The sequence below is a fragment of the Mycolicibacterium sp. CBM1 genome (assembly GCF_054073305.1).
The window spans coordinates 17,216-41,706 of sequence record NZ_JBSXPP010000013.1 but is presented as its reverse complement, the minus strand read 5'-3'; the positions used below and the strand labels follow the sequence as shown (position 1 = coordinate 41,706).

At 62.7% G+C, this 24,491-nt stretch carries 20 protein-coding genes; 15 read left to right on the top strand and 5 right to left on the bottom strand.

The window, feature by feature from the left end; translation table 11 throughout:
* Nucleotides 1–12 precede the first annotated feature (12 nt).
* The 4 genes from ACXDF8_RS17680 to ACXDF8_RS17665 all read left to right on the top strand — a co-directional run bounded on the left by ACXDF8_RS17680 (nt 13) and on the right by ACXDF8_RS17665 (nt 4,156).
* Nucleotides 13–960, top strand: a complete 948-nt coding sequence (locus tag ACXDF8_RS17680) for a sulfotransferase family protein (RefSeq protein WP_457224582.1) — start codon at nt 13–15, stop codon at nt 958–960.
* Between the two features lie 29 nt (nt 961–989).
* Nucleotides 990–2,258 (top strand): glycosyltransferase, encoded by a 1,269-nt coding sequence (locus ACXDF8_RS17675; RefSeq protein WP_457224581.1) that lies wholly within the window; start codon nt 990–992, stop codon nt 2,256–2,258.
* A gap of 92 nt (nt 2,259–2,350) precedes the next feature.
* Complete coding sequence (locus ACXDF8_RS17670; RefSeq protein WP_457224580.1) at nt 2,351–3,163, top strand: TylF/MycF/NovP-related O-methyltransferase; 813 nt, start codon at nt 2,351–2,353, stop codon at nt 3,161–3,163.
* Nucleotides 3,164–3,166: 3 nt separating this feature from the next.
* Complete coding sequence (locus ACXDF8_RS17665; RefSeq protein ID WP_457224579.1) at nt 3,167–4,156, top strand: Gfo/Idh/MocA family protein; 990 nt, start codon at nt 3,167–3,169, stop codon at nt 4,154–4,156.
* Here ACXDF8_RS17665 and ACXDF8_RS17660 read toward each other — a convergent pair.
* Genes ACXDF8_RS17660 through ACXDF8_RS17650 form a run of 3 tightly spaced genes read right to left on the bottom strand, consistent with a single transcriptional unit; the run spans nt 4,153 to nt 7,738 of the window.
* Entirely contained in the window at nt 4,153–4,929 is a 777-nt protein-coding gene (locus ACXDF8_RS17660) for an alpha/beta fold hydrolase (protein WP_457224578.1), read from the bottom strand. The two genes, ACXDF8_RS17665 and ACXDF8_RS17660, sit on opposite strands and share 4 nt — an antisense overlap.
* A gap of 22 nt (nt 4,930–4,951) precedes the next feature.
* A complete protein-coding gene (locus tag ACXDF8_RS17655) occupies nt 4,952–6,601 on the bottom strand; it encodes a GMC oxidoreductase (RefSeq protein WP_457224577.1) in 1,650 nt (549 codons plus the stop codon).
* A gap of 60 nt (nt 6,602–6,661) precedes the next feature.
* Nucleotides 6,662–7,738 carry a glycosyltransferase family 4 protein gene (locus ACXDF8_RS17650; protein WP_457224576.1) on the bottom strand — a complete coding sequence of 359 codons (1,077 nt, stop codon included), beginning with the start codon at nt 7,736–7,738 and terminating at the stop codon, nt 6,662–6,664.
* Between the two features lie 254 nt (nt 7,739–7,992).
* On the opposite strand from ACXDF8_RS17650, the gene ACXDF8_RS17645 reads away from it, so the two are divergent.
* The 5 genes from ACXDF8_RS17645 (at nt 7,993) to ACXDF8_RS17625 (ending at nt 13,667) form a co-directional block, all read left to right on the top strand.
* Nucleotides 7,993–8,841, top strand: a complete 849-nt coding sequence (locus ACXDF8_RS17645) for a class I SAM-dependent methyltransferase (RefSeq protein WP_457224575.1) — start codon at nt 7,993–7,995, stop codon at nt 8,839–8,841.
* Nucleotides 8,841–9,833: a Gfo/Idh/MocA family protein gene (locus ACXDF8_RS17640; protein ID WP_457224574.1), complete on the top strand. Its 993-nt coding sequence runs from the start codon at nt 8,841–8,843 to the stop codon at nt 9,831–9,833. The genes ACXDF8_RS17645 and ACXDF8_RS17640 overlap by 1 nt, the downstream gene beginning before the upstream one ends.
* Nucleotides 9,834–9,964: 131 nt before the next feature.
* The gene (locus tag ACXDF8_RS17635) at nt 9,965–10,963 is read left to right on the top strand and encodes a Gfo/Idh/MocA family protein (protein ID WP_457224573.1); all 999 of its coding nucleotides are present in this window, start codon (nt 9,965–9,967) and stop codon (nt 10,961–10,963) included.
* Nucleotides 10,964–11,094: 131 nt separating this feature from the next.
* Nucleotides 11,095–12,369 (top strand): glycosyltransferase, encoded by a 1,275-nt coding sequence (locus ACXDF8_RS17630; RefSeq protein ID WP_457224572.1) that lies wholly within the window; start codon nt 11,095–11,097, stop codon nt 12,367–12,369.
* Between the two features lie 2 nt (nt 12,370–12,371).
* The gene (locus ACXDF8_RS17625; protein ID WP_457224571.1) at nt 12,372–13,667 is read left to right on the top strand and encodes an acyltransferase family protein; all 1,296 of its coding nucleotides are present in this window, start codon (nt 12,372–12,374) and stop codon (nt 13,665–13,667) included.
* Here the strand turns inward: ACXDF8_RS17625 and ACXDF8_RS17620 are convergent.
* Nucleotides 13,587–14,699, bottom strand: a complete 1,113-nt coding sequence (locus ACXDF8_RS17620; RefSeq protein WP_457224570.1) for a class I SAM-dependent methyltransferase — start codon at nt 14,697–14,699, stop codon at nt 13,587–13,589. The genes ACXDF8_RS17625 and ACXDF8_RS17620 overlap by 81 nt on opposite strands.
* Before the next feature lie 45 nt (nt 14,700–14,744).
* The gene (locus tag ACXDF8_RS17615) at nt 14,745–16,382 is read right to left on the bottom strand and encodes a GMC oxidoreductase (protein ID WP_457224569.1); all 1,638 of its coding nucleotides are present in this window, start codon (nt 16,380–16,382) and stop codon (nt 14,745–14,747) included.
* Between the two features lie 176 nt (nt 16,383–16,558).
* Between ACXDF8_RS17615 and ACXDF8_RS17610 the strand changes: the two genes are divergently transcribed.
* From ACXDF8_RS17610 to ACXDF8_RS17585, 6 genes are all read left to right on the top strand, one after another.
* Nucleotides 16,559–17,827, top strand: coding sequence for a glycosyltransferase (locus ACXDF8_RS17610; protein ID WP_457224568.1), 1,269 nt, complete (start codon nt 16,559–16,561; stop codon nt 17,825–17,827).
* Nucleotides 17,828–18,019: 192 nt separating this feature from the next.
* Nucleotides 18,020–19,345, top strand: a complete 1,326-nt coding sequence (locus ACXDF8_RS17605; RefSeq protein ID WP_457224567.1) for a nucleotide sugar dehydrogenase — start codon at nt 18,020–18,022, stop codon at nt 19,343–19,345.
* Nucleotides 19,346–19,391: 46 nt separating this feature from the next.
* Nucleotides 19,392–20,381, top strand: a complete 990-nt coding sequence (locus ACXDF8_RS17600) for an NAD-dependent epimerase/dehydratase family protein (protein ID WP_457224566.1) — start codon at nt 19,392–19,394, stop codon at nt 20,379–20,381.
* A 12-nt stretch (nt 20,382–20,393) separates the two neighbouring features.
* Complete coding sequence (locus ACXDF8_RS17595; protein ID WP_457224565.1) at nt 20,394–21,626, top strand: acyltransferase family protein; 1,233 nt, start codon at nt 20,394–20,396, stop codon at nt 21,624–21,626.
* Nucleotides 21,623–22,897 carry a glycosyltransferase gene (locus ACXDF8_RS17590; RefSeq protein WP_457224564.1) on the top strand — a complete coding sequence of 425 codons (1,275 nt, stop codon included), beginning with the start codon at nt 21,623–21,625 and terminating at the stop codon, nt 22,895–22,897. The genes ACXDF8_RS17595 and ACXDF8_RS17590 overlap by 4 nt, the downstream gene beginning before the upstream one ends.
* A 314-nt stretch (nt 22,898–23,211) precedes the next feature.
* Nucleotides 23,212–24,489: a glycosyltransferase gene (locus tag ACXDF8_RS17585; RefSeq protein WP_457224563.1), complete on the top strand. Its 1,278-nt coding sequence runs from the start codon at nt 23,212–23,214 to the stop codon at nt 24,487–24,489.
* The last annotated feature ends 2 nt before the right edge of the window (nt 24,490–24,491 follow it).

Genomic DNA, 24,491 nt, shown 5'->3' with positions numbered 1-24,491 from the left:
CGGACCCGCCCGGTGGCGCTCTTTGTGTTGGGCAGCGGCCGGTCGGGGACGTCGGCGCTGGCGCGGGTTCTCTCGCTGTCCGGCGGCGCGCTCCCGCCGGGCTTGCTGGGGGCGAATTCCGAGAATCCGCGCGGCTTTTTCGAGGCGCGCGCCGTCATCCATCTCAACCAAGCGATCCTCCACGACCACGGCAGCTCCGGGTACGACATGGCGCTGGATTCTTACCGGGACGGCGCTTTCGATGTCGAACGGAATGCCGCGTGGGTTGCCAAGCTCAGTGATTACCTCAGAAGCCTGCCGGCCGCTCCGGTCATGGTCATCAAGGAACCGAAGACGACGACCCTGTCGGCCATCTGGTTCGAGGCGGCGCGTCAGGCCGGATTCGATGTCGCGGCAGTGGTTGCGGTACGCCATCCGGACGAGATCATCGGCTCGTTGGAGAAGCGCGCCAACCAGCAGAATTATGTGGGGGCGTCGCCGGCGCTCACCTGTGCGTGGTGGCTGAAGTACAGTCTGCTGGCCGAACGCGACACCCGTGGCGTGCCTAGGGTGTTCGTCGAGTACTCCAACCTCCTCGCGGACTGGCGCCGGGAACTGAAGCGGATTTCCACCGCGCTCGCCATCGATCTCGACTCGCAGGAGGAGGGGGAAATCGATGAGTTCCTGACGCCGGATCTTCGCCACCATCAGACCCGCGGCCCCGTAACCGAGCCCTTCGGCACCGACTGGATCCGCACGGTTTACGAAGCGCTCGCGGCGGCAGCGCGTGACGAGACGTTCGACGAGTCCGAACTCGATCGAGTCTTCGAGACGTATGGGGCGAGCGAGCGCGGGTTCCGGCAGGCATTCAACGACTTCCGTCGTTACCGCAACGTCGACCGGTTGATGCCGCCGTTCATTGTCAAGGTCGGCCTCGAGACGCTAGCGCTGGTTCACCGCCGCAAGGGGACGTGGGCCTAAGCCCGCGATCGGAGAACCTGGACTACCCGATGAAATTTGTGCTGGCTTTTTACGGGACTCGTGGAGACGTTGACCCCGGCATCGCTATCGGTCGCGAGCTGATGCGGCGTGGTCACGATGTTCTGATGGCGGTGCCGCCCGACCTGATCGGGTCGGTGGAGTCGGTCGGTCTTCCGGCTATTGCGTACGGACCCGATACGAAGGTGTGGCTGGAAGACACCCGCGATTTCTGGGGCTACTTCTTCCGCAACTTCTGGAAAGTCCGCGATGTGCAAAAGCACTTCCGAGAATCTCGGGAGCCTGGCACTCGGGCCTGGGGGGAGATGAGCGCAACGCTGATATCCGCTGCGAACGGCACAGCTCTGCTCGTCACCGGGATCAGCTATGAGGAACTGGTTTTCGACGTTGCAGAGTACTGCAATGTCCCGCTGGCGACGGTGCTGTGGTTTCCGATGCGAGTCAACGGCCAGCTCTTTCCCACGCTGCCCGCGCCCGCAATCCGCACGGCCATGAAGCTCTACGAGCAGCTGATCTGGTTCGGCGTGAAGCGAGTCGTTGGTATGCAACGCCGCGAATTAGGCCTGCCGCCGGCGACAGGCCCCGTGCCAGGCCGGATCGCCGAACGTCGCCTCTTGGAGATCCAGGCCTACGACGAGGTGCTGTTTCCCGGGCTCGCGGCAGAGTGGGCGGAATGGGACTGCCAGCGGCCCTTCGTCGGCACCTTGACGCTGGAAATGGCGACGGAGGCCGACAACGACGTCATGTCGTGGATCGCCGCGGGGACGCCGCCGATCTGCTTCGGGTTCGGCAGCATTCCGGTCGAGTCGCCGGCCGACACGATCCGCATGATTGCCGGAGCCTGCAGGCAGGTGGGTGAGCGCGCGCTGGTATGCGCGGGCTGGACCGATTTCAGCGACGTCCCTTCCTTCGACCATGTGAAAGTGGTGGGTGCGGTCAACTATGCAACGATCTTCCCGTCGTGCCGGGCGGTCGTGCATCACGGCGGCGCGGGTACCACGGCGGCCGGCCTGCGGGCCGGAGTCCCGACGTTGATTCTCTGGATGGCTGACGTTCAGGTCATGTGGGGCGCCGCGGTCAAGGCGCTGAAGGTGGGTAGCTCGCGGCGCTTTTCGTCGGCGTCCGAGAAGACGCTGGTTGCTGATCTGCGCACGATCCTTGCCCCGGAGTACCTCGATCGCGCCCGCGATCTCGCGACCCGGATGATCAGGCCCGCTGACAGCGTGGCGAAGGCCGCCGACCTCCTGGAGGACTTCGCTCGTCGCAATCAGGTTGGCTGACCCGACGAGCCGATCCGGGAAAACGCCGTCGACTGACGGCCCCGCAAGTTTAGACTCAGCGCCGAAATGCTGGCATGCGAGATAGGGCCATTTTGACCATTACCGACTACGACGTGCGGTCGCTGTACCTCGACCTGCTCCGACGCAACTTGACCAGGTTCGGGATGCACGAGCGGATGCCCTCGGACTGGCCGCTGCGTCGCCGCATCCTGCTCAAAGCGGCCAATACCTTCGGCCCCAAGCTCCGCGGTGCCGGCGTGCGTGATCAAAACCTGCGGGAGGCGGGCCTGGACTGGCCGGCCGAGGCCGAGACGATGATCGGGATGAAGCGGCTCACCAGTCTGCAGGAGTGTGTGGAGACAGTCCTGGCCGACGATGTCCCCGGCGATCTCGTCGAAACCGGCGTGTGGCGCGGCGGCGCGTGCATCCTGATGCGGGCGGTCCTCGCCGCCTATGGCGATACAAAACGTAACGTGTGGCTGTGTGATTCTTTCCAGGGTGTCCCACGATCCGACAGCGTAAATTATAAGGCGGACAAAGGGATTCGGGCGGAGCTGGCCGCAGGAATCTTGGGCGTCTCGGAAGCTGACGTCAAGAAGAACTTCGAGCGCTATGGCCTGCTGGACGATCAGGTCCGTTTTCTCCCCGGCTGGTTCAAAGACACCCTGCAGGACGCGCCGATCGAACAAATCTCGGTCTTGCGTCTCGACGGTGACCTCTACGAGTCCACAATCCAGGCCCTCGACGCGCTGTATCCACGACTGTCGCCAGGGGGATTCTGCATTGTCGACGACTACCTTGCGGTGAAGGCGTGCGAGCAAGCCGTCACCGACTACCGGACCAAGCACGGGATCACCGCGGAGATCGTCGACATCGACGGCACTGGCGTGTTGTGGCGCAAATAGCGCATGCCTGAGGGTACTCAAGTGCGGATCGGCACTTTGGGTACAGCCCGCATTGCCCCTGCGGCGTTGGTCAAGCCGGCCAACAAGAATGCTGAGGTGGTCGTCGCCGCGGTGGCGGCACGTGACGTGGCGCGCGCTCAAGGCTTCGCGGCCAAGCACGGCATCGCCCGTGTGTATGACAGCTATGAGGCGTTGATCGACGACCCCGATATCGATGCGGTGTACAACCCGTTGCCGAATGCCCTGCACGGCAGGTGGACTCGGGCTGCACTGGAGGCGGGCAAGCACGTGCTGTGTGAGAAGCCGTTCACGGCCAATGCTGAGGAGGCTCGGGAGATCGCTGACCTGGCGGCGCAGTCCGATCGGGTCGTGATGGAGGCATTTCACTACCGCTACCATCCGTTTGCGGACCGAGTCGAGCAGATCATCGCCTCCGGGGAGCTGGGCACCCTGCAGAGGGTGGAGGCCGCAGACTGCTTCTGGCTGCACAAGTTCTCCTCCAATGCCTACAAGTACTCCATGGGTGGCGGCTCGCTCATGGATCTCGGTAGTTACGCGGTAGACATGCTTCGCGTGTTCGGTAGTTCAACACCGGAAGTTGTTTCGGCACAGGCTAAACTGCACAGTCCTGAGGTGGACCGCGCCATGACTGCCGAGTTGCGATTCCCCGAAGGACATACCGGGCAGCTCCGTTGCTCGCTGTGGTCGTCCGATCTGCCGCACGTGACCGCCAGGGTGATTGGTGATCGGGGCGAATTGCGACTCAATCCTGTTGTCCCGTTCCAGCAGTTCTCGGTCCGATCAGCCGACAGCCACCGAGTGGAGCGCTTCTTCAAGTCGCGCACGACTTACGACTATCAGTTGGAGGCCTTCGCGGCGGCGATCTTGCGTGGCGAGCCGGTGAAAACAACTGCGGCACAGGCGGTCGAAAACATGACCCTTATCGATGCAATCTATCGTGCTGCCGGCCTTCCCGTGCGGGAGCCGGCCTAAGGCGTAGGAACGCTGATTTCGGCAGGCAGACAATCCCCGCGGAGCCAGGCGTCGACGGTGCGCGAGAAGAGATCCGGATTGCCCAGCGGCCAGTCGTGACTCATCCCGACAGCGACTCTGTCGACCCCCTTGGGCATGGATTGCGCAAGCGCCGCGGCCGCGAGGCGGATCATCCTCAACTCCTCACCGCCAGTGACGAACAATGCTGGCACACCGCACTCGTCGATGCCTTCGGGCCGGGTGAATCCCGCGGATGCCACCGCAATGTGAGCAAGCTGGGCACCGGAATTCAGGCGTGCATCGTCGAGATAGTCGCCGTTCTCGGCCGCGTGGCGTTCATCCCAGAAGCGGTCGATCATCGCCCATCGAAACCACGGGATCCGGGCGAGTAGACCCGCCAGGCATCGCGTCAGATGTACAGCGGGCATCGTGTTGACGAAGGTGCTGCTGAGCACTGCTCGATTGACCAGCTGCGGCTGGCTTGCCAGCAGTTGGACGCCGACCTGTGCGCCCAGCGAATAGCCGACCAGGTGTGCTCTGCCGGCGGTGGCCCGGCTGCGGATGAGCTCGCCAATCGCGTCGGCGGCTCGGCCCATCTCGAACGGTCCTTGGTGAAAGCTCTTGCCATACTGGGGTAGATCGGGGACCAAGCAGTGGTACTGCTGCAATCGTTCGACCACAGGTTTCCAGGTCCAACCGCTCAGCAGCCCGCCGTGAAGGAAGACGATGGTGGGGCCGTCGACCGGACCGGATTCGCGTACGAACAGATCCACTCCTGTGATGCTATCGGCCAGGTCAATTGGGGAAACACGTGGTGTTGATGTGCTCGGCGACCCGAAGGGCGTTGGCTGCGACCGTCAGGCTCGGATTGATACCGCTGCTGGACGGGAAGAAGGATGCGTCAACCACGTAGAGGTTGTCGACCTCATGTGCCCGGTTCTGCGGATCCAGCACACTGGTGGCCGGATCGGAGCCGAAACGAACTGTTCCGCAGACGTGGCCGAGGGTTCCGTTGTTTTCGCCAGTGCGCAGGGTGAGCGTGCGGAAGGGCTGCAACACCTCTTTGAGCGCACCCAAGAATACCTCGCGGCGTTCTTTCTCCCCTCGGTGCATGCGGTATTGAAGTCGCAGCCGCTGGCGGCCGTCGTTACTCGGCCGATCACTGGGCAGGACGCGATTGTCCCGATAGGGCAGATCTTCCATGATCGCGGCGAGCACAAGGCCGCCGCTGATCACCCTGTCGTAGATCGGGCGGGCCGCTGGGCTGGCCCACCGTAGCCCTTTCGATATCCAGCCGGGCTGATTCATCATCATGTCGATCGGTGCCAACGAGGCCATCGAGCTGGCCGACTGCACAGTGCCGTACTTCTGGCCGTCGATGAAGTAGAAGTCATTGAGCCCGATTTCCTTGTTCTCGGCCGTGATCTTGCAGCCGCGTTGCGGCCAGATCTCGATCCAGTCCATCACGTGGCGCATCAGGTTGCGGCCCACCATGTCTGAGCCGTTGGCCAGTCCACGCGACCAGTCTCCAGACCGAGAATTCAGCAACAGCACCGGGGTGGCCAGCGCGCCTGCGGCCAGCACCACTATTTTGGCTTTGAGTGCGAGCATGTCGTTGCGGCGCTGGCAGATCACCCGTTGCACTCGTGCGTGGTCTGCCTCGAGTCGTAGGACTCGGCAATCGTCCAACATATGAGCGCCGTACTCGGTGACCGCGGGCAGAACTCCGGCGCGGGCGCCGTCATTCTTGCATCCCTTCCCGCACAGGTAGGCCTGACAGGTGGCGCAATCGTCGGTGTAGTCACAGGCCATCGGCAGGTGATAGGGATGCAGCCCGCGCCCCGCGAGATAGTTGACCAGCGGCTGGTTGTCGGCTGAGAAGGGCGGCGCGGCGGGAAGTCCGACGGCGGCGGATTCCGGCCGCAGTGGATCAGCATCGCCACGAACCCCGAGTAGTTTCTCGGCTTCTGTGTACCAGGGCGCAAGCTGTTCGTAGGCGATCGGCCAGGACTCCGGAACAGTGGATTCTCCGGGGTCGGTGAAAAATTGGCGGGGGGTGAAATCGTCCACGAAAAACCGTTCGCAGACCATCCCGTAGAGAGCCGACGATCCGCCGGGGCCTGCGCCGATGTACGGCACAAATCGTCTCGGGCGGCGACCGCTGATATCGGTTATTTCGTCATTACTGCGCCCGGCGCGGGCCAACGTCTCGTAATAGGTCTTCTTCGACCGGGAGGCCTGCGGCTCGGCGATCTCCGGCATCGCCGAGCGGATCGTTCCCGGCGTTCCGGGCAGAGTTGAACGCCCCTTCTCCACGAAAAGAACTCGGCGGCCTGCGCGTGCCAGCAGCTGGCCGAGCATTCCACCACCCATGCCAGCACCCACGACGATGACATCCCACTCGATGCGTTCGGCCTCACGTCCGGTCAGTTCGCCCTCAGGCACAATCGAACTCCTCGTTGAGATGGCCCAATACTGGCCTGATCCGGGCGATTCGGGATGGTATCAACGCAGTCCGAGAAAGGTTGCGAGTTCGTCGTCGTGGCGGTCACGCTGGAAGCGCTGAGACGACTCTAAGGCGCCGTGCGCGAGATGGCGACGAAGAGCTTCGTCGGCTTCGAGCGTCATCAAGTTGGCCGCGAGCGAGTCTGCGTCGCCGGCCGGGCTGAGAAGTCCGGCGACGCCGGGCTCGATGATCTCCGGGGTGCCACCCGAGTTCGTCCCGCATACCGGGAGCCCGGCCCGCATCGCCTCGACCGTGACGCGGCCGAAAGCCTCGCTCTGGCTGCACATCAGGCCAACGTGAGCGCCGGCCCAGTAGGGCCGTAGGTCGCGGGTCGGTCCGTGAACGGCCAACAGATCGTCAACCCCCAAGCGCTGAGCAAGGCTGCGCAGCGGCTCGTGGCTTCCCGTACCGACCAGGGTCAACTCGATATCGGTGCCGGCTCGTCTGGCAATGGCGATGGCTTTGATAGCCAGTTCCTGCCCCTTGGCCTCGGAGAAATAGCCGACCAGGATGGTACGCATGCGTTCACCTGGCTGTCGTTGCGGTGGTGTGCCGAGTTCGGTGTCGACAGCGGGGTATAGCACACGGGTTTTCATCGTGGGGTTCAACTCCAGCATCGCGCGCTCGACGGCGTGTGAATTGCAGATCACCGACTCCGATAGTCGGCCGAGCATCCGGACCGTTCTGCGATACCCGAACAGGAACCACAGCTGATGGTCGTCACGCCCGAATTCCCGAACAATCCAGTAGTGGGGGATGCCGAGCATCTTCGCGGCGATGGCGTGCGACGGGATCGTCATGGTGTTGGTGAGGACCATCGCCGGCCGACGCCGGATGAAGAAGACCATTGCCTGGGCAATCCCCGGCAGCAGTATCGCGGTGTAGGGAAGCCATCCAATCAGCACGTGCGGGTCGATGAACCGTGACCGTGACCATTTGCCAAAACCCCACCACGGCGTCCACGCGATCTTCGCTTCGATCCCGTCATCAGCACATCTCCTGGCGACATCGCCCCGCTGCGGGATGACCGCGACGAGGTCGATGTCGGGCCGTTTTTTGCGGAGCCCCAGAAGCATGTCCCGAAATCCGACTACGCCGCCACCGCCGAATCTGCTGACGTTTGAGACCACCACGATCAAGGGGGCAGGGCTCTCACCGGCGGCGAACACGGCCAGAGCCTATGGGACAACTCGTGGACATTGGTCCGTAATCGGTGTTAGGACAATGGGCGGTTGGCGTACCCTATTCACGGCCACCTGAGCGGCTGGGTTCGGAGAACTGATATTTGCAGTGCCCGGATTGAAGCTGTTACGCAAGGAGCATCTGTGCGATGACCGTTGTCATGCCGGTAACTGACACGGCGCTGGTGACGTTGTGGTGTCGTGCCAGTGAAGCCGGGCGTGCCGACTCCATCGTCGACGACCCGATGGCGATTCGTCTGGTCGAATCGATGGACTACGACTTCAGCAGATTCAAGCTCTCCGCCGATCGACAAGATCTCGCGTTGCGCACGCTTGCTTTCGACCACGGCACCCGCGGCTATCTCTCAGCGCATCCGGAAGCCACTGTGGTCGCTCTGGGTGAAGGAATGCAGACGAGTTTCTGGCGTCTCGAAGCCGCCGGCGTCGGCCATGAATTCCATTGGCTGACTGTGGATCTGCCGGCGATTATCGAACTCCGGCAACGGCTACTGCCCGACTCGCCCCGCGTGCGGGCCTGCACGCAGTCGGTGCTGGATTTCAGCTGGATGGATCAGGTGGATTCCCAGGGCGGGGTTTTCATCACTGCCGAGGGTCTGCTGCCGTACCTGCAACCCAGGGAGGCGTTGGATCTGATCGGAGAGTGCGCGCGCCGGTTTCCGGGCGGACAGATGATGTTCGACCTGCCGCCGAAGTCGCAGGCACTGCTGGCCGCTCGGCCACGATTGTGGAAAGTCATGCGAGGTGACTGGCCGCGGACGCCGTTCAGTCTGACGGTCCGCGAGCTCGCAAAGTTGGCCGACACCGTGCCGGGTGTTCGGGCGGTGCACGACCTGCCGCTACCGCGAGGCCGCGGCCCGGTGTTCGACCAATTGTTGCCGAAAACCCGGGGATTGCCGATACATCGACCACTTCGTCGGTGGGTCGGCATGAACTGGCCGACGATAGCCACACTGACGCTTCTGGAATTCGACCGCTGATGACAGACCGTCAGTTGCGGATCGGTATCCTGGGTGCAGCCACGATCGCCCCGGCAGCGGTGATCAAACCGGCGAGGGACAATCCCGAGGTCGTGGTAGCTTCGGTGGCGGCGCGGGATGTGGCGCGCGCTCGGGCCTTCGCGGCCAATCATGGCATCGCCCGGGTGGATGACAGCTATGAGGCGCTGATTGCCGCCCCTGATATCGATGCGATCTACAACCCGTTGCCAAATGGCCTGCACGGCAAGTGGACGCGCGCCGCGATCGAAGCGGGCAAGCATGTGTTGTGCGAGAAGCCGTTCACCGCCAACGCCGCCGAGGCCCGCGAAATCGCCGAGTTGGCGGCTCGGTCGGACAGGGTGGTGATGGAGGCATTTCACTATCGCTATCACCCGTTGTCGTCACGGGCGGTGGAGATCATCGCGTCGGGCGAGTTGGGCAGCCTGCAGCGGGTAGATGTCGCGTTCTGCTTTCCGCTACCCAAATTCTCCGACATCCGTTACAACTACGCCCTTGCCGGTGGCGCCACCATGGACGCCGGATGTTACGCGGTCCACATGATGCGCACCTTCGGTGGTGAAACCCCGGAGGTTGTGTCGGCGCAGGCAAAGTTGCGCGATCGCCGGATAGACCGGGCGATGACTGCTCAGCTGCGGTTTCCGGCCGGACATACGGGTCGGCTGCGCTGTTCGATGTGGTCAACTGATCTGCTGAGAATAAGTCTGCGGGTGACAGGTGATCGCGGCGAGCTCTACGCACTCAATCCCTTGGTGCCCCACCTGTTTCATCGGGTCTCGGTGCGGTCTGGGAGCGGCAAACGGGTGGAACGATTCCCCCGCCGCCCCACCTACGCGTATCAACTGGATGCGTTCGCCGCGGCGGTGCTGCGGGGTGAGCAGGTGCACACGACGCCAGACGACGCGATCGAGACCATGACCGTCATCGACTCGATCTACCGAGCCGCCGGGCTTCCCATAAGACAGCCGAGCTGAACCCCGCGCCTGACCGTTACGTCAATTCCGGACTGATTTGCTGGAACGTCTCCTAGTATCGCGTCGGTGACCAGGTGCCGCGGTATCAACCTACTTTCCGCCGGCGGTCGCACTAAGAGAAGAGAGAAGCTATGCCAGACAGTGCAGGCCGGTTACGCATCGGAATCCTGGGAGCTTCCAGCTTCGCGCCGACGACGATCATCAATCCGGCTCGGGACAACCACGACGTCGTAGTCGCAGCGGTGGGTGCACGTGATCCCGCGAGCGCCGCCGAATTTGCCGCGAAATACGACATCGCCAAGGCGCACGGCAGTTATCAGGCGGTGCTCGATGATCCGGACGTCGATGCCATCTACGTCCTGGTGCCGACCAGCATGCACGGCAGATGGACGAAGGCGGCACTTGCCGCGGGCAAGCACGTGCTTGTCGAGAAGCCGTTCACGGCCAACGCCGCTGAAGCTCGGGAAGTCGCCGACATGGCTGCCGGGTCGGACCGGGTGGTGATGGAAGCGATCCAGTTCCGCCACCATCCGTTGACTAGGCGCGTCGAGCAGATCATCGCGTCAGGGGAACTCGGCACTCTGCGGCGAGTGGACGTCACACTGTGTGTGCTGCTGCCGAGATTCAAGGCCAACTGTTACAACTACGCCCTCGGCGGCGGCGCGATGATGGACGCCGGCAGTTATGTGACGAACATGGCTCGCACATTCGGTGGTTCGACCCCTGAGGTCGTTTCGGCACAGGTCAAACTTCAGAAGCCCAAGGTGGACCGAGCTATGAAGGCCGACCTGCGGTACGCAAACGGCCACAGTGGTCGACTGCGGTGCGCGTTGTGGTCGGGGAACCTGTTTCGGGCGAGCGCCAGAGTAATCGGAGATGACGGCGAGCTGCGCTGGCTCAGTCCTGCGACACCAAACCTCCTCCCGCTGCTCAGGGTCCGGTCAGCGAACGGAAAGAGGACTGAGCGCTTCTCGCGCCGCCCCACGTACTCCTTCCAACTGGACGCTTTCGCCGGTTCGGTGCTGCGCGGAGAGCCGGTGCGGACATCGCCACAGGACGCAGTCGAGAACATGAGTGTGATCGACGCGGTCTACCGCGCCGCAGGCCTCCCGGTCCGCGAGCCGAGCTGACCGATGTGCCCGGCGATCAGCAAGAGAGCTCCCAGTTAGCCAAACACATGCTTGGTCGTCAAAAAACAAGCGATACTTGCCGGTGTCCTGGACCGTGCGCACGCGCATGAGGTTGAGAGGCTAGATCTGCAATGAAGGTGGTGCTGGCGTGCCACGGTGTCCGTGGGGATGTCGAGCCGAGCATCGTCATCGGTCGGGAGTTACTCCGCAGGGGCCACGACGTGACGATTGCCGTCCCGCCGAACGTCGTCGGATTCGCCGAAGCGGCCGGGCTCACGGCGGTCTCGTGGGGTGACGAATCGCAAGCGATGATGGACGCGCAGCGCGACTACTGGACAGCCTTCTTCCGAATCCCATGGAAGTTAAAGGATTTGGGGAAGCTCGGGACAGAGATCGGGGAAATCGTCACCAAGTGCTGGACAGCGGAGGCATTCTCGACGCTTCAGTCGCTGGCCAAGGGCGCGGACCTGATCATCGCGGGCTACGGATTCGAGCAGTTCTCGGCGAACATCGCTGAGTACTACGACATCCCGCTGGTCACAGTCGAGTTCTTTCCGACCCGCCCCAATGGGAGGGTCCTGCCTATGCTGCCGGCGCCTCTGGGTCGTGCGGTGATGAAGGCGTACGAACGGATGTCGTGGAGCGGGCCGGTCAAGGACGTCGAAGATCTCCAGCGCCGATTGCTCGGCCTGCCACCGGCGACAACACCGTGGCCTGAGCGCATCGCAGGACGTGGCTCCCTGGAAATCCAGGGTTATGACGAGGCATGGATCCCCGGACTGTCAGCCGAATGGGCGAGGCTAGGCGGTCAACGCCCGTTCGTCGGCACACTGACACTCGAGTCGGCGACGGACTCCGACGACGAGGTCGCGTCGTGGATCGCCGGGGGGACGCCGCCGATTTTCTTCGGCTTCGGCAGTGTTCCGGTCGGCTCACCGGCAGACACGATTGCCATGATTGGCGCCGTCTGTGAACAGCTGGGCGAACGTGCCGTAGTGGGAGCCGCCCGCACTGACTTCAGTTCGAACCCCCACCCAGAGCACACCAAGGTGGTGGGGCTGGTCAATTTTTCGGACGTCTTTCCCCGCTGTCGTGCGGTCGTCCACCACAGCGGCGCCGGTACGATCGCCGCGTGCTTGAGGGCCGGAGTGCCGCAAGTCGGGCTATGGACGCTGCCCGATCAGGGACTGCGGACAAACCAGCTCAAGCGACTGAAGGTGGGCGCTGGGCGGCGATTCGCCACGACTACCGAGACGTCGTTGGTCGCAGACCTGCGCAAGGTGTTGGCCCCGGACTACCGCACGCGTGCTCGCCAGTTCGCGACCCACATGACTACGCCCTCCGAAAGTGTCTCTGTCGCCACCGATCTGGTGGAAAGGTTCGTCCGCGAAGGGCGGGTGTGCTGATCATGAGTGCAAATCCTGACGTCGTCGGCGGCAACGCAAAGGACAGCGTCAGTCTGTCGCGGAAGTGCACGCTCGGACAGGCGTTCGACTCCCGCAAGAATGCATTGAACGCGTGGCGGTTGATATTGGCGACAGGAGTCATCCTCTGGCATTCGTGGCCGCTGACTGGTCGTGGCATCTCGTTCGAACCGGTTCACCAGCTTCTCGGAGACGGCTTTGTGGACGGATTCTTTGCAATCTCGGGCTTTCTCATCACCTGGAGTTGGTTCAGGAATCCGCGAGCACGCGACTATTTCGCCGCTCGTGGTCTGCGGCTTCTTCCGGGATTGTGGGTATGCCTGATCGTGACCGCGTTCGTCATCGCCCCGATTGCCGTGGCGATCCAGGGTGGTTCGGTTGGGAAATTGCTGCTTTCACGTTCACCGTACGACTACGTGCTGGGAAACAGCGGCGTGCAGGTATTCAAGCACGACATCGCCGGGACGCCACTCGGGGTGCCATGGTTCGGAGAATGGAATGGTTCACTCTGGACCCTTTTCTGGGAAGTTCTGTGCTACATAACAATTGCTGCTCTCGGCGTCTTCGGACTGTTACGTTTCCGGTGGGTTGTTCCTATTCTGCTCGCGCTGGTGCTGTGCTGGTCTGCGATGCTCCCGTCGATGAAGGTGATAATCGAAACACCCCCTGACAAACGTCCGCCCATCGATGCCGCGACCACAATGTTGATAGCGGAAGGAGCTGCCGCGCGCTTCGCCTTGATGTTTCTGGCTGGCGCGCTGTTGTTTCAGTTTCGGAATGTAATCCCGGCCCGCTGGTCTTTGGTGTTTCTGAGCGTCGGCGTCGTGCTTGCGGCAAGTTTGATGCCGAATTACCGGCTCTTGGGGGCAATTCCGTTGGCATACGCCATCATCGTTTCGGGTGCTCTGCTCCGCAGTGAGCGGCTGACACTACGGACCGACGTGTCGTACGGCGTCTACATCTACGCGTTTCCGATCCAGCAGCTCCTGGTGATCTGCGGGCTTGCTGTTCTCGCCCCACCGATATTCGCGATCGTTGCCGCCGCGGTGACCCTGCCGCTGGCCGCGTTGAGTTGGTTTCTGATCGAGAAGCCCGCGCTTTCGTTGAAGTCCCGTCTCAGGCGTAAGGACAAGACTCCGAACGGTCCACATCCAGCGGGGCAGGGGGTGTTGCGGCTGGGTGATGGCCAATGCGCGTCGCTACCTCAAGTCAAGTTTCCCCAGTCCAGTGATCTCCAGGCTCACCGACTTCCGCAGTCCGGCGGCGCCGAGCATGAATAGAATGTCGCCTATCGGTGCGCCTAGCCAGAACCGCCAATAGCGCTTGGTGAGGAATTTCCACAGGTAGCGACCATCCAGTAGGTGCATGGTCACTGCGGCTGTGTAGTACATGGCTCGTTTCCACCGCGAGGTAACCATCTCGGCGTTCATCTCGCCAACCTCGAGCCCCCAGGAGCGATAATTCCATTCCAGCTCATAACGGCTCTGGAATTCGAAAAAGGCGCGCATCTCTCCGTTGGTGACCAGGTACTCGTCGAAGACGAGGATCGAACCTTCGACGAAGTGGTCTTTGCACGTTTCCAGCCCGTGCAGGCAGCTCTCGTAGGTATCCAGATCCATGTGGAAAAGCCTGATCGGGGCGTGTGGGTGATTCGCCAGGAAGGGAGCCAGCGTGTCGTAGGTGCTGCCCTTGACGTACTGAACCTTGCGGCCCAGCGCGGCAGGCACGCCGTCCTGCAGGCTGACCCCGGTGTCGTGGATGAAGCGTTTCGCCAACGGATCTGAGAGTGAGAAAGTGCCCTGTTTGATCAGGAATTGGTCCTCGATCTGCCAGTCTTCGACGAGCCCTTGGAAGGTATCGAAGCCGTATACCGTCCGGCCCGACGCGTCGGATGTCAGCCGTGTCGACCAGCCGATCCACACACCGAGATCGAGGAGTAGTTCGTCGGAATTCTCGGTGGTTGGTTCAGGCAATCGCGAGGCCTCCCACAAGAGTGGGTGCCCAGCAATCCGACAGCGGCGCAACTGGGTCATCGATTGCGTGATGAACGCTTGGTACGGCTCGTCGTAAATCCTGATGTCCCGCGCGTACAAGTTGGGGATGTAGCGGCCGCGGTCGCGGTACACCAGGCGGGCGAAGAGCAGGAGGACCAGCAGCACGCCGATCACAATGAGGAGAACCGGCGCGTAGTAGCACGCCGTCGCTACGCCGAGCGCGATGACGACGAGGACCGCTCGCCAGATTCGATGGATGTTCGTCCGGTCAACGGTTTGGTTCGTCCGGTCCACCGTCCCGCTGTCGACAACGCCCAACGTTTCACCTCCAGTTTCCGGACAGACTAGGACCTACTCGGCGGGTTAGGTGGCGAAGTGTGCTTGGTTCATATGCGCGGCCACCCGCAATGCGTTGGCGGCCACCGTCAGGCTTGGGTTGAGGCCCGCGCTGGATGGGAAAAACGAGGTGTCCACCACGTAGAGATTGTCCAGCTCGTGTGCGCGGTTGTGCGGATTCAGCACGCTGGTTGTGGGATCGGTGCCGAATCGGCAGGTGCCGCAGACGTGGCCCATGTTCGAGTTGTCCTTGCCACTGCCCAGACCGCGCGTACGAAACGGCTTAAGCACGTCCTTGAACAGTCGCAGGAATGCCGCGTGGCGTTCGAGGTCGTTTGTGCGCAAACGGTATTGCATCCGCATCCGTTGGCGTCCGTCGGTGCCGGGGCGGTCTGATAACAACACGCGGTTGTCCAGATAAGGGAGGTCCTCCATCATCGCGGCGAGGATCAGCCCGCCGGTGAAGAACTTCTCGTAGACCCGACGAACCGCCGGGCTCATCAGGCGCAGCGCCCGCGCTTGCGGACCGGGGCGGTTGAGCAGCCACTCCATCGGCGGTATCGAACCGAACGACTGCACGGTGCCGTACTTCTGACCCTGGTAGAAGTAGAAGTCGTTGAGTCCGATCTCCTTATTGGCCGCCGTGATCGTGGAGTCAGGTTCCGGCCAGATCTCGATCGGGTCGAGTAGGTGGCGCATCAGGTTGCGGCCCAACATGTCCGAACCGTTGGCCAACCCGCGCGGCCAGTCTCCTGATCGGGAGTTGAGCAGCAGCACCGGAGTCGCCAGTGCGCCGGCGGCCAGAACTACCACCTTCGCCGTCAGAGCAAGTCGCCCCGACGGATGCTCGCAAATCACCTGTCGCACCCCGGTGCGGTCGGCCTCGAGGCGTACAACCCGACATTCGGTCAACAGCTGGGCGCCGTGTTCGGTGATCGCCGGCAGCACGCAATTGCGCGCGGCGTCGTTCTTACATGAGCGGGAGCAGAGGTACGTCTGGCAGGTGGCGCAGTCCGCGGTGTATTCACAAGCCATCGGCAAGTGATACGGATGAAGTCCGCGGTCGATCAGATGCCCGACCAATTGCTGGTTATCTGTCGAAAATGGCGGTGCAGCAGGAAGGTTCGTGTCCGCCTCGGGGCGCAGTGGATCGGGCTGGCCACGGACGCCGAATAGCTTCTCGGCGTCGGCGTACCAGGGCCGCATCTCGTCGTAGGTCACTGGCCATGCCTCGGGCACGGTGGAATCGCCAGGGTCGGCGAAATTCTGCCGAGGAGTGAAGTCTCGCGCGAAAAATCGCTCGCACACCATGCCGTAGAGCGCGGAAGATCCACCGGTTCCGCCGCCGATGAACGGTACGAACTTCTTGGGGAATCGGCCGCTGATGTCTTCGACCTCGTCGGTTGAGCGCCCGCCCCGGGCCAGGGCGTCGTAGTAGCCCGACGCGGACCGGGTGGTCATCGGCTCGGCGAGCTCCGGCATCGCCGACCGGATCGTTCTCGGTGTGCCGGGCAGTGTCGAGAGGCCCTTCTCGACGAAGAGCACTCGGCGGCCGGATTGGGCCAGCCGATAGCCCAAGGTTCCGCCGCCCATGCCGGTACCCACCACGATCACGTCCCACTCGATGCGTTCCGTATCGCGCGCAGCAGATGCGCGGTCAGCCAAAATCGAGCTCCTCAGCGTGATGGCCCAAAGAATGGCCTGGGCTCGGCGATTCGGGATCGTACCAACGTTGAGCCCAAGGCATGGCCGAACGCTTACTGGCTCGTCAGAAAACCGGTAATAATGTCCGTTGCTCCTGACGGTGTGCCCGCGGGAGGACCGAAAGGCCAGAACCGGCGATGAAACTTGTGCTGTCCAGCTACGGCGGTCGAGGCGATATCGAGCCCGCGGTGGTAGTGGGCCGCGAGCTGTTGCGCAGAGGGCACGACGTACGCATGGTCGTCCCGCCCAATCTGGTGAATTTCGCCGAGGCAGCCGGGCTCCCCGCGATTTCCTACGGACTGGATTCCAAGGCCATCCTGGAACTGCAGTGGCGGTATTTCACCTGCTACGGCCGCACCCCATGGAAGCTCAAAGAGCTCAACAGGATGGCCAGCGAAACCGCGCAATTCGCCGACGAGTGCTGGGCGGACATGACAAGGACGCTGGCATCGGTGGCCCAGGGCAGCGACCTGTTGCTCACCGGGCTGATATTCGAACAGCCTGCGGCGAACGTCGCGGAGGCCTACGACATCCCGCTGGTGACTCTGCACTACTTTCCCTACCGCGTGCACGGGCAGCTTCTGCCGCTGCTGCCCGCACCGCTGAGTCGCATGGCCATGATGGTCAACGAGTGGACCGCGTGGCGCGGGACCCGTAAGGGCGAGGACGCCCAGCGCCAGGAACTGGGGCTGCCCAAGGCGTCCGGTCCGGTGCCGCGCCGGGTCGCGGACCGGAATTCGCTGGAAATCCAGGCATACGACGAGATGGTCTTTCCGGGCCTGTCGGTCGAATGGGCCAAGTGGGGTGGTCAGCGGCCGTTCGTCGGCGCGCTGGCGATGGCGTCGCCGACCGACTCGGATGAGGCCGTGTTGTCGTGGATTGCCGACGGATCGCCGCCGATATTCTTCGGGTTTGGCAGTGTCCCGATCGGATCACCGGCCGACACGATCGCCATGATCGCTGCAGCGTGTGCACAATTAGGGGAGCGTGCGATCGTCGGCGCCGGCGGGACCGATTACGGCGGTGTCCCGCATTTCGACCATGTGAAAGTGGTCGGCCAGGTGAACTACGCGACAATTTTTCCGTCGTGCCGCGCGGTCGTGCATCACGGCGGCTCGGGCACCTTGGCCGCGTGCCTGCGCGCGGGTGTTCCGCAGCTTGTGCTGTGGACGCTGCCGGACCAGCCGTTCTTCGCCGCTCAGCTCAAACGACTCAAGGTTGGGGTTGGCCGGCGCTTCTCCACCGCCACTCAGAAATCGCTGGTCAAGGACCTACGCCGGATACTGGCCCCGGAGTACGCCGCACGCGCCGCAGAGATCGCTCCGCGGATGACGACGCGTGCCGGCAGCGTCATTGCTGCAGCCGACCGTGTGGAGGAATTTGCACGCGCCAGGTGCGGTGCCTGATCACTGCTGCCAGCCGCCCGAATATCGAGCCGACGCCGTCAACCTTCAATTAGGCTGCCGAGCGACTAGCCTGGTCGTGAGGCACGGGTCATTGCCAAGACGTGCACGGGGGATCCGAAGGAGCTAAGAACGGGTATGGCTAGAGGCGCGTTCGGACGAAGTGATGCTGAGACCGACCTCTTGGTTCGCGGCATGCAGTCGGGGATTGCGGTGGTGGGCTTCGGCTACATCGGCACGGTAATCGGTGCCGTCCTGGCCGACCGCGGTTGGCCGGTAACGGGTATCGACGTTCGGCCCAACATCGTCGATGAGATCAACCAGGGCCGGACCAGTGTGCCGGAGCCTGGCCTCGGAGAGCTCGTCGCCAATAGCGCACAGGTGGGCCGCCTTCGGGCCACGTCGGACTTCAGCGTGATCGCTGATAACGACTTCGTCATCGTGACTGTGGGCACGCCGCTTGGGCCGGACTATGAGCCCATCGTCGACGACATCAAGGCAGCGGCGCGCGCTGTTGGTGAGCATCTACGTCCCGGGCACCTCGTGATACTGAAAAGCACAGTGCCGCCCGACACCACCGAAACGGTCGTCCGGCCCCTGCTGGAAGAGGTATCCGGGCTCAAGGCCGGCGTCGACTTCGGGCTCGCGTTCTGTCCTGAGCGGCTTGCCGAAGGGCAGGCGATCAGGGAACTGACATCGATACCCGTGGTGGTCGGCGCCGTCGACGAACGGAGCGCGCGCAGTTGTGCCACCCTATGGCGGCACGGACTGGGGTTGGAATCGATCATCGTCGAGGATCCGCGGACGGCCGAGATGGTCAAGCTCGCCGACAACCTCTGGATCGACCTCAACATCGCGATGGCCAACGAGCTGGCCAAGGTCTGCGACCGCCTGGACATGGACGTGCTGCAGGTCATTGCGGCGGCGAACTCGATGCCCAAGGGAGCCCACAACGTCAACATCCTGATGCCGAGCATGGGTGTAGGTGGCTATTGCCTGACCAAAGACCCCTGGTTCGTCAACCACTTGGGCGAGTCGCTCGGGCTAGATCTACACGTGCCGAAGACGTCGCGGACTGTCAACGACACGATGCCCCGCTACACCTATGAGTTGCTCACCGAGCTGCTGGCTGATCAGGGCAAGGCGATCGAGAACAGCAAGATTGCAGTGCTGGGCATCGCGTTCAAGAACAACACCGGTGACTGTCGGCTCACTCCGACCAAGTACGTCGTCGCGCTGCTCGAGGAGTCGGGCTGCCAGCTCTCGGTGCACGACCCGTGGGTGCCGGATGAGGAGGCCCACACGGTTACCAAGGTTCCGCTGAGTCCCGATATCGAGTCCGCTGTCAAGGATGCCGATGCCCTGGTCGTCCTCGCGGGGCATCGGGAATTCCATCAGATTCCGCTGGTCCGGCTTGCAGATCTGACGGCCGATGGCTGCGTGTTTCTCGACGGACGCAACAGCTTCGACCCGGCCGCTGCACGGGCGGCCGGCTTTGTCTACAAGGGGATCGGCCGGTAGGCGACCGGCCGTCGTCCGCACCTTCATACACAACGAAAGAGCAACTATGTCCAATGTCGTCGTCACGGGCGGCTACGGTTTCATCGGATCGCACTTGGTGACGGCGCTGCTGGAGCGGGGCGACACGGTCACCGTTTTCGACTTCGCCAAGAACACTCGTGACAGCAGTATCGACTTCGACAACCATCCCAACTTTCGGTTCGTCCAAGGTGATGTCACTGATGTGGCGGCGCTTGAGAAGGCCTTGACACCCGATGTCGACACGGTTTTTCACCTCGCCGCGGTCGTGGGGGTCGAGAACTACATGAACGATCCGCTTCGCGTCCTTGACGTGAACGTGATCGGAACCCGCAACGTTCTGGAGTTGAGTGACCGCAACGGGATTCGTGTGGTGTTCGCCAGCACATCCGAGGTATTCGGCAAGAACCCCAATCCGCCGTGGGCCGAGGACCACGACCGGGTGCTCGGATCGACGAAGACGGCGCGCTGGAGCTACAGCACCAGCAAGGGGATGGCCGAGCATCTGGTTTTCGCCATGCACGCCGCCCGCGGGCTGCCGGTAACAGTGGTTCGTTACTTCAATGTGTATGGTCCACGACAGAATCCGATCTTCGTGGTGTCGCAGACAGTTCACCGCATCCTCAACGGCCGGAAGCCGTTGCTGTACGACTCCGGTGACCAGACTCGGTGCTTCACCTTCGTAGACGACGCGGTCGCAGGCACCTTGCTCGCCGCCGATAGCGATACGGCGATCGGTGAGGCCTACAACGTCGGGAGCATGGTCGAAACGAGCATGCGCGAAGCGGTGAATCTCGCGATCGAGATTGCCGGGGTCGACTCGGTGTCCAGCGCCGAACCCGTTGATACAACCGAACGTTTCGGCGGCCGATACGAAGACATTCCCCGCCGCATCCCGGACTCGACCAAGGCGCAGCGAGAGCTGGGTTGGCGTCTGAAGGTCGACGTGGAGGAAGGCATCCGCCGGACCATCGAGTGGGCACGGGCCAACCCGTGGTACCTCGAAGAATCGAGCTAGGGATCGGTTCCGGTGACCGCTGAACCCACATCTGAGGCAGAGGGCAGCCCGGCGGTCGCGGCCGGAAAGAGCCTGGGAAGCGAATTCGATCCGCGTCGCAACGCACTTAACGCGTGCCGATTGGCCATGGCGACAGGCGTCATCGTCTATCATTCCTGGCTGCTGACCGGCCGCCAACTGTCGTTCGCGCCCGCTCACCAACTCCTCAGAGACCTATGGGTGGACGGTTTCTTCGCGATCTCGGGGTTCCTCATCACCTGGAGCTGGTTCAGGCGCCCACGGGTTCGCGTTTACTTCGCCGCCCGGGCGCTGCGTATCCTGCCCGGCTTTTGGTTCTGCCTGATCGTCACGGCGTTCGTTATCGCTCCGATCGGGGTTGCCATCCAGGGCGGCCCGGCCGGTAAGTTGCTGCTGTCCCGGGCGCCGCTCGAGTACGTTTTCGGAAACAGCGCGGTGTTACTGACCGAGCAGGGCATCGGTGGTACGCCCAGTGGCATTCCGGTGTCCGGAGTGTGGAACGGATCGCTGTGGACCCTGATCTGGGAAGTGTTGTGCTACATCGCTGTCGCGGGATTCGGTGTAATCGGGCTGCTGCGTCGCAAGTGGTTCATTCCTGCGTTGTTCGCGCTGGCATTGATCTGGTCGGCGTCACTGCCACCATGGAGCGCGTTCGCTGACCTGGCGGAATCACAGACTCCCATGGATCCCACTACCGCAGCGCTATTCGTGCAGGCGATCGTCGCACGCTTCGCTGTCATGTTCTGGGCTGGTGCTCTCATCTACCAGATCCAAAACGTGATACCCGCTCGATGGTCACTCGTCGCGCTGAGTGTGGTCGTCGTTCTGGCGGCCGGACTTTTGCCGAACTACCGATTGCTTGCGGCCCTTCCGCTGGCCTACGCCGTCATCGTCACTGGCGCACTTATTCGCAACAAGCGATTCCGGCTCCGTACGGATCTGTCCTACGGCGTCTACATCTATGCATGGCCGGTGCAACAATTGCTGGTCATCTGTGGACTTGCTTTCCTCAATCCAGTTGTTTTCGCGGTGGTGGCAACCATCTTCACCGTGCCACTGGCCGCGGTCAGTTGGTTCGTCGTCGAAAAGCCGGCGGCTTCTCTCAAATCTCGTTTCGAAAAGAGGGGACGGGTAGCCAGCACGGAATCCGATGTGCTTGCGATGGGAGACGAATCTTCCTCGGCACCTATAGCATTGCAGCAGCCTGAGACGGAGACGCCACGATGAAAATTGTGTTGGCCGCCTACGGAACCCGGGGCGACGTCGAACCCTCGCTGGCTGTCGGTTGCGAGCTGATGCGCCGAGGCCACGACGTGCTGGTGGCCGTACCGCCTGACCAGATCAACTTCGTTGAATCTGCCGGGTTCACCGCCGTAGCGTACGGACCAGATTCTCAGACTGCGTTGGCAAAGAACGCCGGTGCGAACCAATCCGGTGAGTCCGCCCATCGGCTATGGCAGATACGCAGGTTGAAAAGGCTATACCGAGAGGACTGGGAGTTCCAGGAACGATGTAGGTCGGAGCTGGGCAGTGTTCTGATGTCCGTGACCGAGGGGGCGGACCTGCTGTTCCACGGCCAAGTCTTCGAGGACCTCGCCGACAATGTCGCGGAATACTACGACATCCCAATGGTCACACTGCATTACTACCCGCTGCGTCCCAACGGCCAGGTTCTGTGGTACTTGCCGGCGCCGTTAAGTAGGGCGACGATGACTGTGTTCTGGTGGATTACCTCGCGCATAGCCGGGAAGGCGGAGAAGAGGCAGCGCCTGGAATTGGGGCTACCGAAGGATTCGCGTGCCGCTACCCGACGCATTACCGAGCGCGGAACGCTGGAACTCCAAGCCTATGACGAGGTGTGCTTTCCCGGCTTGACAACCGAGTGGGCGCGATTCGAGGACCAACGCCCCTTTGTCGGGACCCTGACGCTGCAGATGCCTACGGATGCCGATGATGAGGTCGCATCATGGATTGCCGCGGGTTCACTGCCCATCTGTTTCGCTTTCGGCAGCATGGCGATGAAATCGCCGGCAGAAACGTTGGCGATGATCGGCGATGCGTGCGCGCTATTGGGAGAGCGCGCATTGGTCTGCGCCGGCTCTAGCGGCTTCAGCCCCGAGAGTTCGGCCGAACATGTCAAGGTGGTGAACAGGATGAACTATGCCGCTATCTTTCCGGCGTGCCGCGCGGTTGTCCACCACGGTGGTGCGGGCACGACTGCGGGTGCTCTGCGGGCTGGCGTACCGACACTGATTCTTTGGTCGGCGCCCGATCGACAGATGTGGGGCGCCGTAATCGAGCGCCTCCGAGTGGGCACCCATAGACGCTTTTCGCGAACGACCACGAAATCGTTGGTCGCAGACCTGCAGAAGATCCTGGCCCCGCAGTATCTCGACAGGGCTCGCGAGGTCGCCACCCGGATGACGGACCCTGCTGAAAGCACCAGGTGGGCAGCAGATCTCGTAGAGGAATTCGTCGGCTCGCGGTGCCACGACTGAGCGTCTGACGGCCGACGCCTGATCAGTTCATAACCGCGATCGCGATTGCGCGCATGCCCTCGATGTCTCGGCGCAGTCCTGAGTTTGCCGAGTGTCGGCTCTGCTGTTCGTCTGGGGAAGCGCTAACGCCCTCGGTTTGTCGCAAGGTCACCTATCTGGTTTATTGCCTTTTCTCGTGAGTCGAGACAGTCATACATTCGAGCGCGTCAATAATGGTGGTTTCGGCATCATCGATCGAATCCGACGGTGAGGCCTCGTCGGTTAGACTCCCGGCGCGCGCACGCGTACTCGGATGAAGGAGGGCCAGGATCGCTATGAAGTTTGTCCTGGCCAACTGGGGTAGCCGCGGTGAGGTCGAGCCTTTCGCGGTGCTCGGCCGCGAACTGACGCGGCGCGGGCATGACGTCTCCTTGGTGGTCGCGCCCGACCTGGTTGACTTCGCGCGCTCCGCTGGGCCCGAAGCGGTCGCTTACGGCCCGACCGTGAAAGCCGTCATCGATCCACACCAGGATTATTTCAAGTTGTTGTTCAGCAAGCCCTGGCGTGTCCGCGAATTGAATCGGCTGATGCGGGAATTCGCCGATCCCATCGACCAAGGTCGGCAAGCGGCTGGCGAAACGCTGACGGCGCTCGCCGCCGGAGCCGACTTGCTGCTCACCGGAATGAATTACGAAGGTATTGCCGCCAATGTCGCGGAGTATCGGGACATCCCGTTTGCCACGCTCCAGCATTTCCCGCTGCGCGCCAATGGCCGCCTCCTTCCGTTTCTCCCCCCGCGGGTTGGGCGATTGGTCATGACGGGATCCGAGTGGCTGACTTGGCTGGGACACCGGGCCAATGACGACGCCCAGCGCAAAGCCCTGGGCTTGCCGAAGGCATGGGGACACTGGACCCGACGGATTGCCGAATCCGGAGCAATGGAAATTCAGGCCTACGACGCGGTGTGCTTTCCGGGGCTGGCGCAGGAATGGGCGAGGTGGAATGCCCAGTCGCCGCCCCGCCGGCCGTTTGTCGGTGGGCTCACCCTGGAAATGCCCACGGGCGACGACAGAGACGTCGAGTCCTGGATTGCCGGTGGAACACCGCCGATATTCTTCGGCTTCGGCAGTATGCCGATCGAACGTGCCGACGACATCGTCGCCATGATCGCCAGGGTGTGCGCGCAACTCGGTGAGCGGGCATTGATCGGCTCCGGCACGAACGACTTCAGTAACGTCCCGCACTTTGACCACGTCAAGACCGTCGGCACGATCAACTACGCGCAGGTGTTTCCGGCATGCCGCGCGATCGTGCACCACGGTGGTTCAGGCACCACGAACGCGGGCCTGCGTTCGGGGCGCCCCACGATGATCCTGTGGATGTTGCCCGATCAGACGTTCTGGGCGGGCCGGCTCAAGCGACTGAAAGTCGGCACGGGACGGCGCTTCTTGGCGACCACCGAGAAGACGCTGATTGCGGATCTTCGCAAGATCCTCGCACCGGACTGTGCGGCCCGAGCCCGCGCACTGGCCGCGCAGATGACCAAGCCCGCCGATAGCGTTGCGGCCACGGCTGACCTTGTCGAGAAGTTCGCTATCTCACGTGGCGGTTGACC

Coding starts and splice junctions, on each gene's coding strand:
- ACXDF8_RS17645 (WP_457224575.1), top strand. CDS start 7,993: ATGACCGTTGTCATGCCGGTAACTGACACGGCGCTGGTGACGTTGTGG.
- ACXDF8_RS17640 (WP_457224574.1), top strand. CDS start 8,841: ATGACAGACCGTCAGTTGCGGATCGGTATCCTGGGTGCAGCCACGATC.
- ACXDF8_RS17675 (WP_457224581.1), top strand. CDS start 990: ATGAAATTTGTGCTGGCTTTTTACGGGACTCGTGGAGACGTTGACCCC.
- ACXDF8_RS17600 (WP_457224566.1), top strand. CDS start 19,392: ATGTCCAATGTCGTCGTCACGGGCGGCTACGGTTTCATCGGATCGCAC.
- ACXDF8_RS17635 (WP_457224573.1), top strand. CDS start 9,965: ATGCCAGACAGTGCAGGCCGGTTACGCATCGGAATCCTGGGAGCTTCC.
- ACXDF8_RS17605 (WP_457224567.1), top strand. CDS start 18,020: ATGCAGTCGGGGATTGCGGTGGTGGGCTTCGGCTACATCGGCACGGTA.
- ACXDF8_RS17630 (WP_457224572.1), top strand. CDS start 11,095: ATGAAGGTGGTGCTGGCGTGCCACGGTGTCCGTGGGGATGTCGAGCCG.
- ACXDF8_RS17610 (WP_457224568.1), top strand. CDS start 16,559: ATGAAACTTGTGCTGTCCAGCTACGGCGGTCGAGGCGATATCGAGCCC.
- ACXDF8_RS17625 (WP_457224571.1), top strand. CDS start 12,372: ATGAGTGCAAATCCTGACGTCGTCGGCGGCAACGCAAAGGACAGCGTC.
- ACXDF8_RS17590 (WP_457224564.1), top strand. CDS start 21,623: ATGAAAATTGTGTTGGCCGCCTACGGAACCCGGGGCGACGTCGAACCC.
- ACXDF8_RS17665 (WP_457224579.1), top strand. CDS start 3,167: ATGCCTGAGGGTACTCAAGTGCGGATCGGCACTTTGGGTACAGCCCGC.
- ACXDF8_RS17650 (WP_457224576.1), bottom strand. CDS start 7,738: ATGCTTCTGGGGCTCCGCAAAAAACGGCCCGACATCGACCTCGTCGCG.
- ACXDF8_RS17585 (WP_457224563.1), top strand. CDS start 23,212: ATGAAGTTTGTCCTGGCCAACTGGGGTAGCCGCGGTGAGGTCGAGCCT.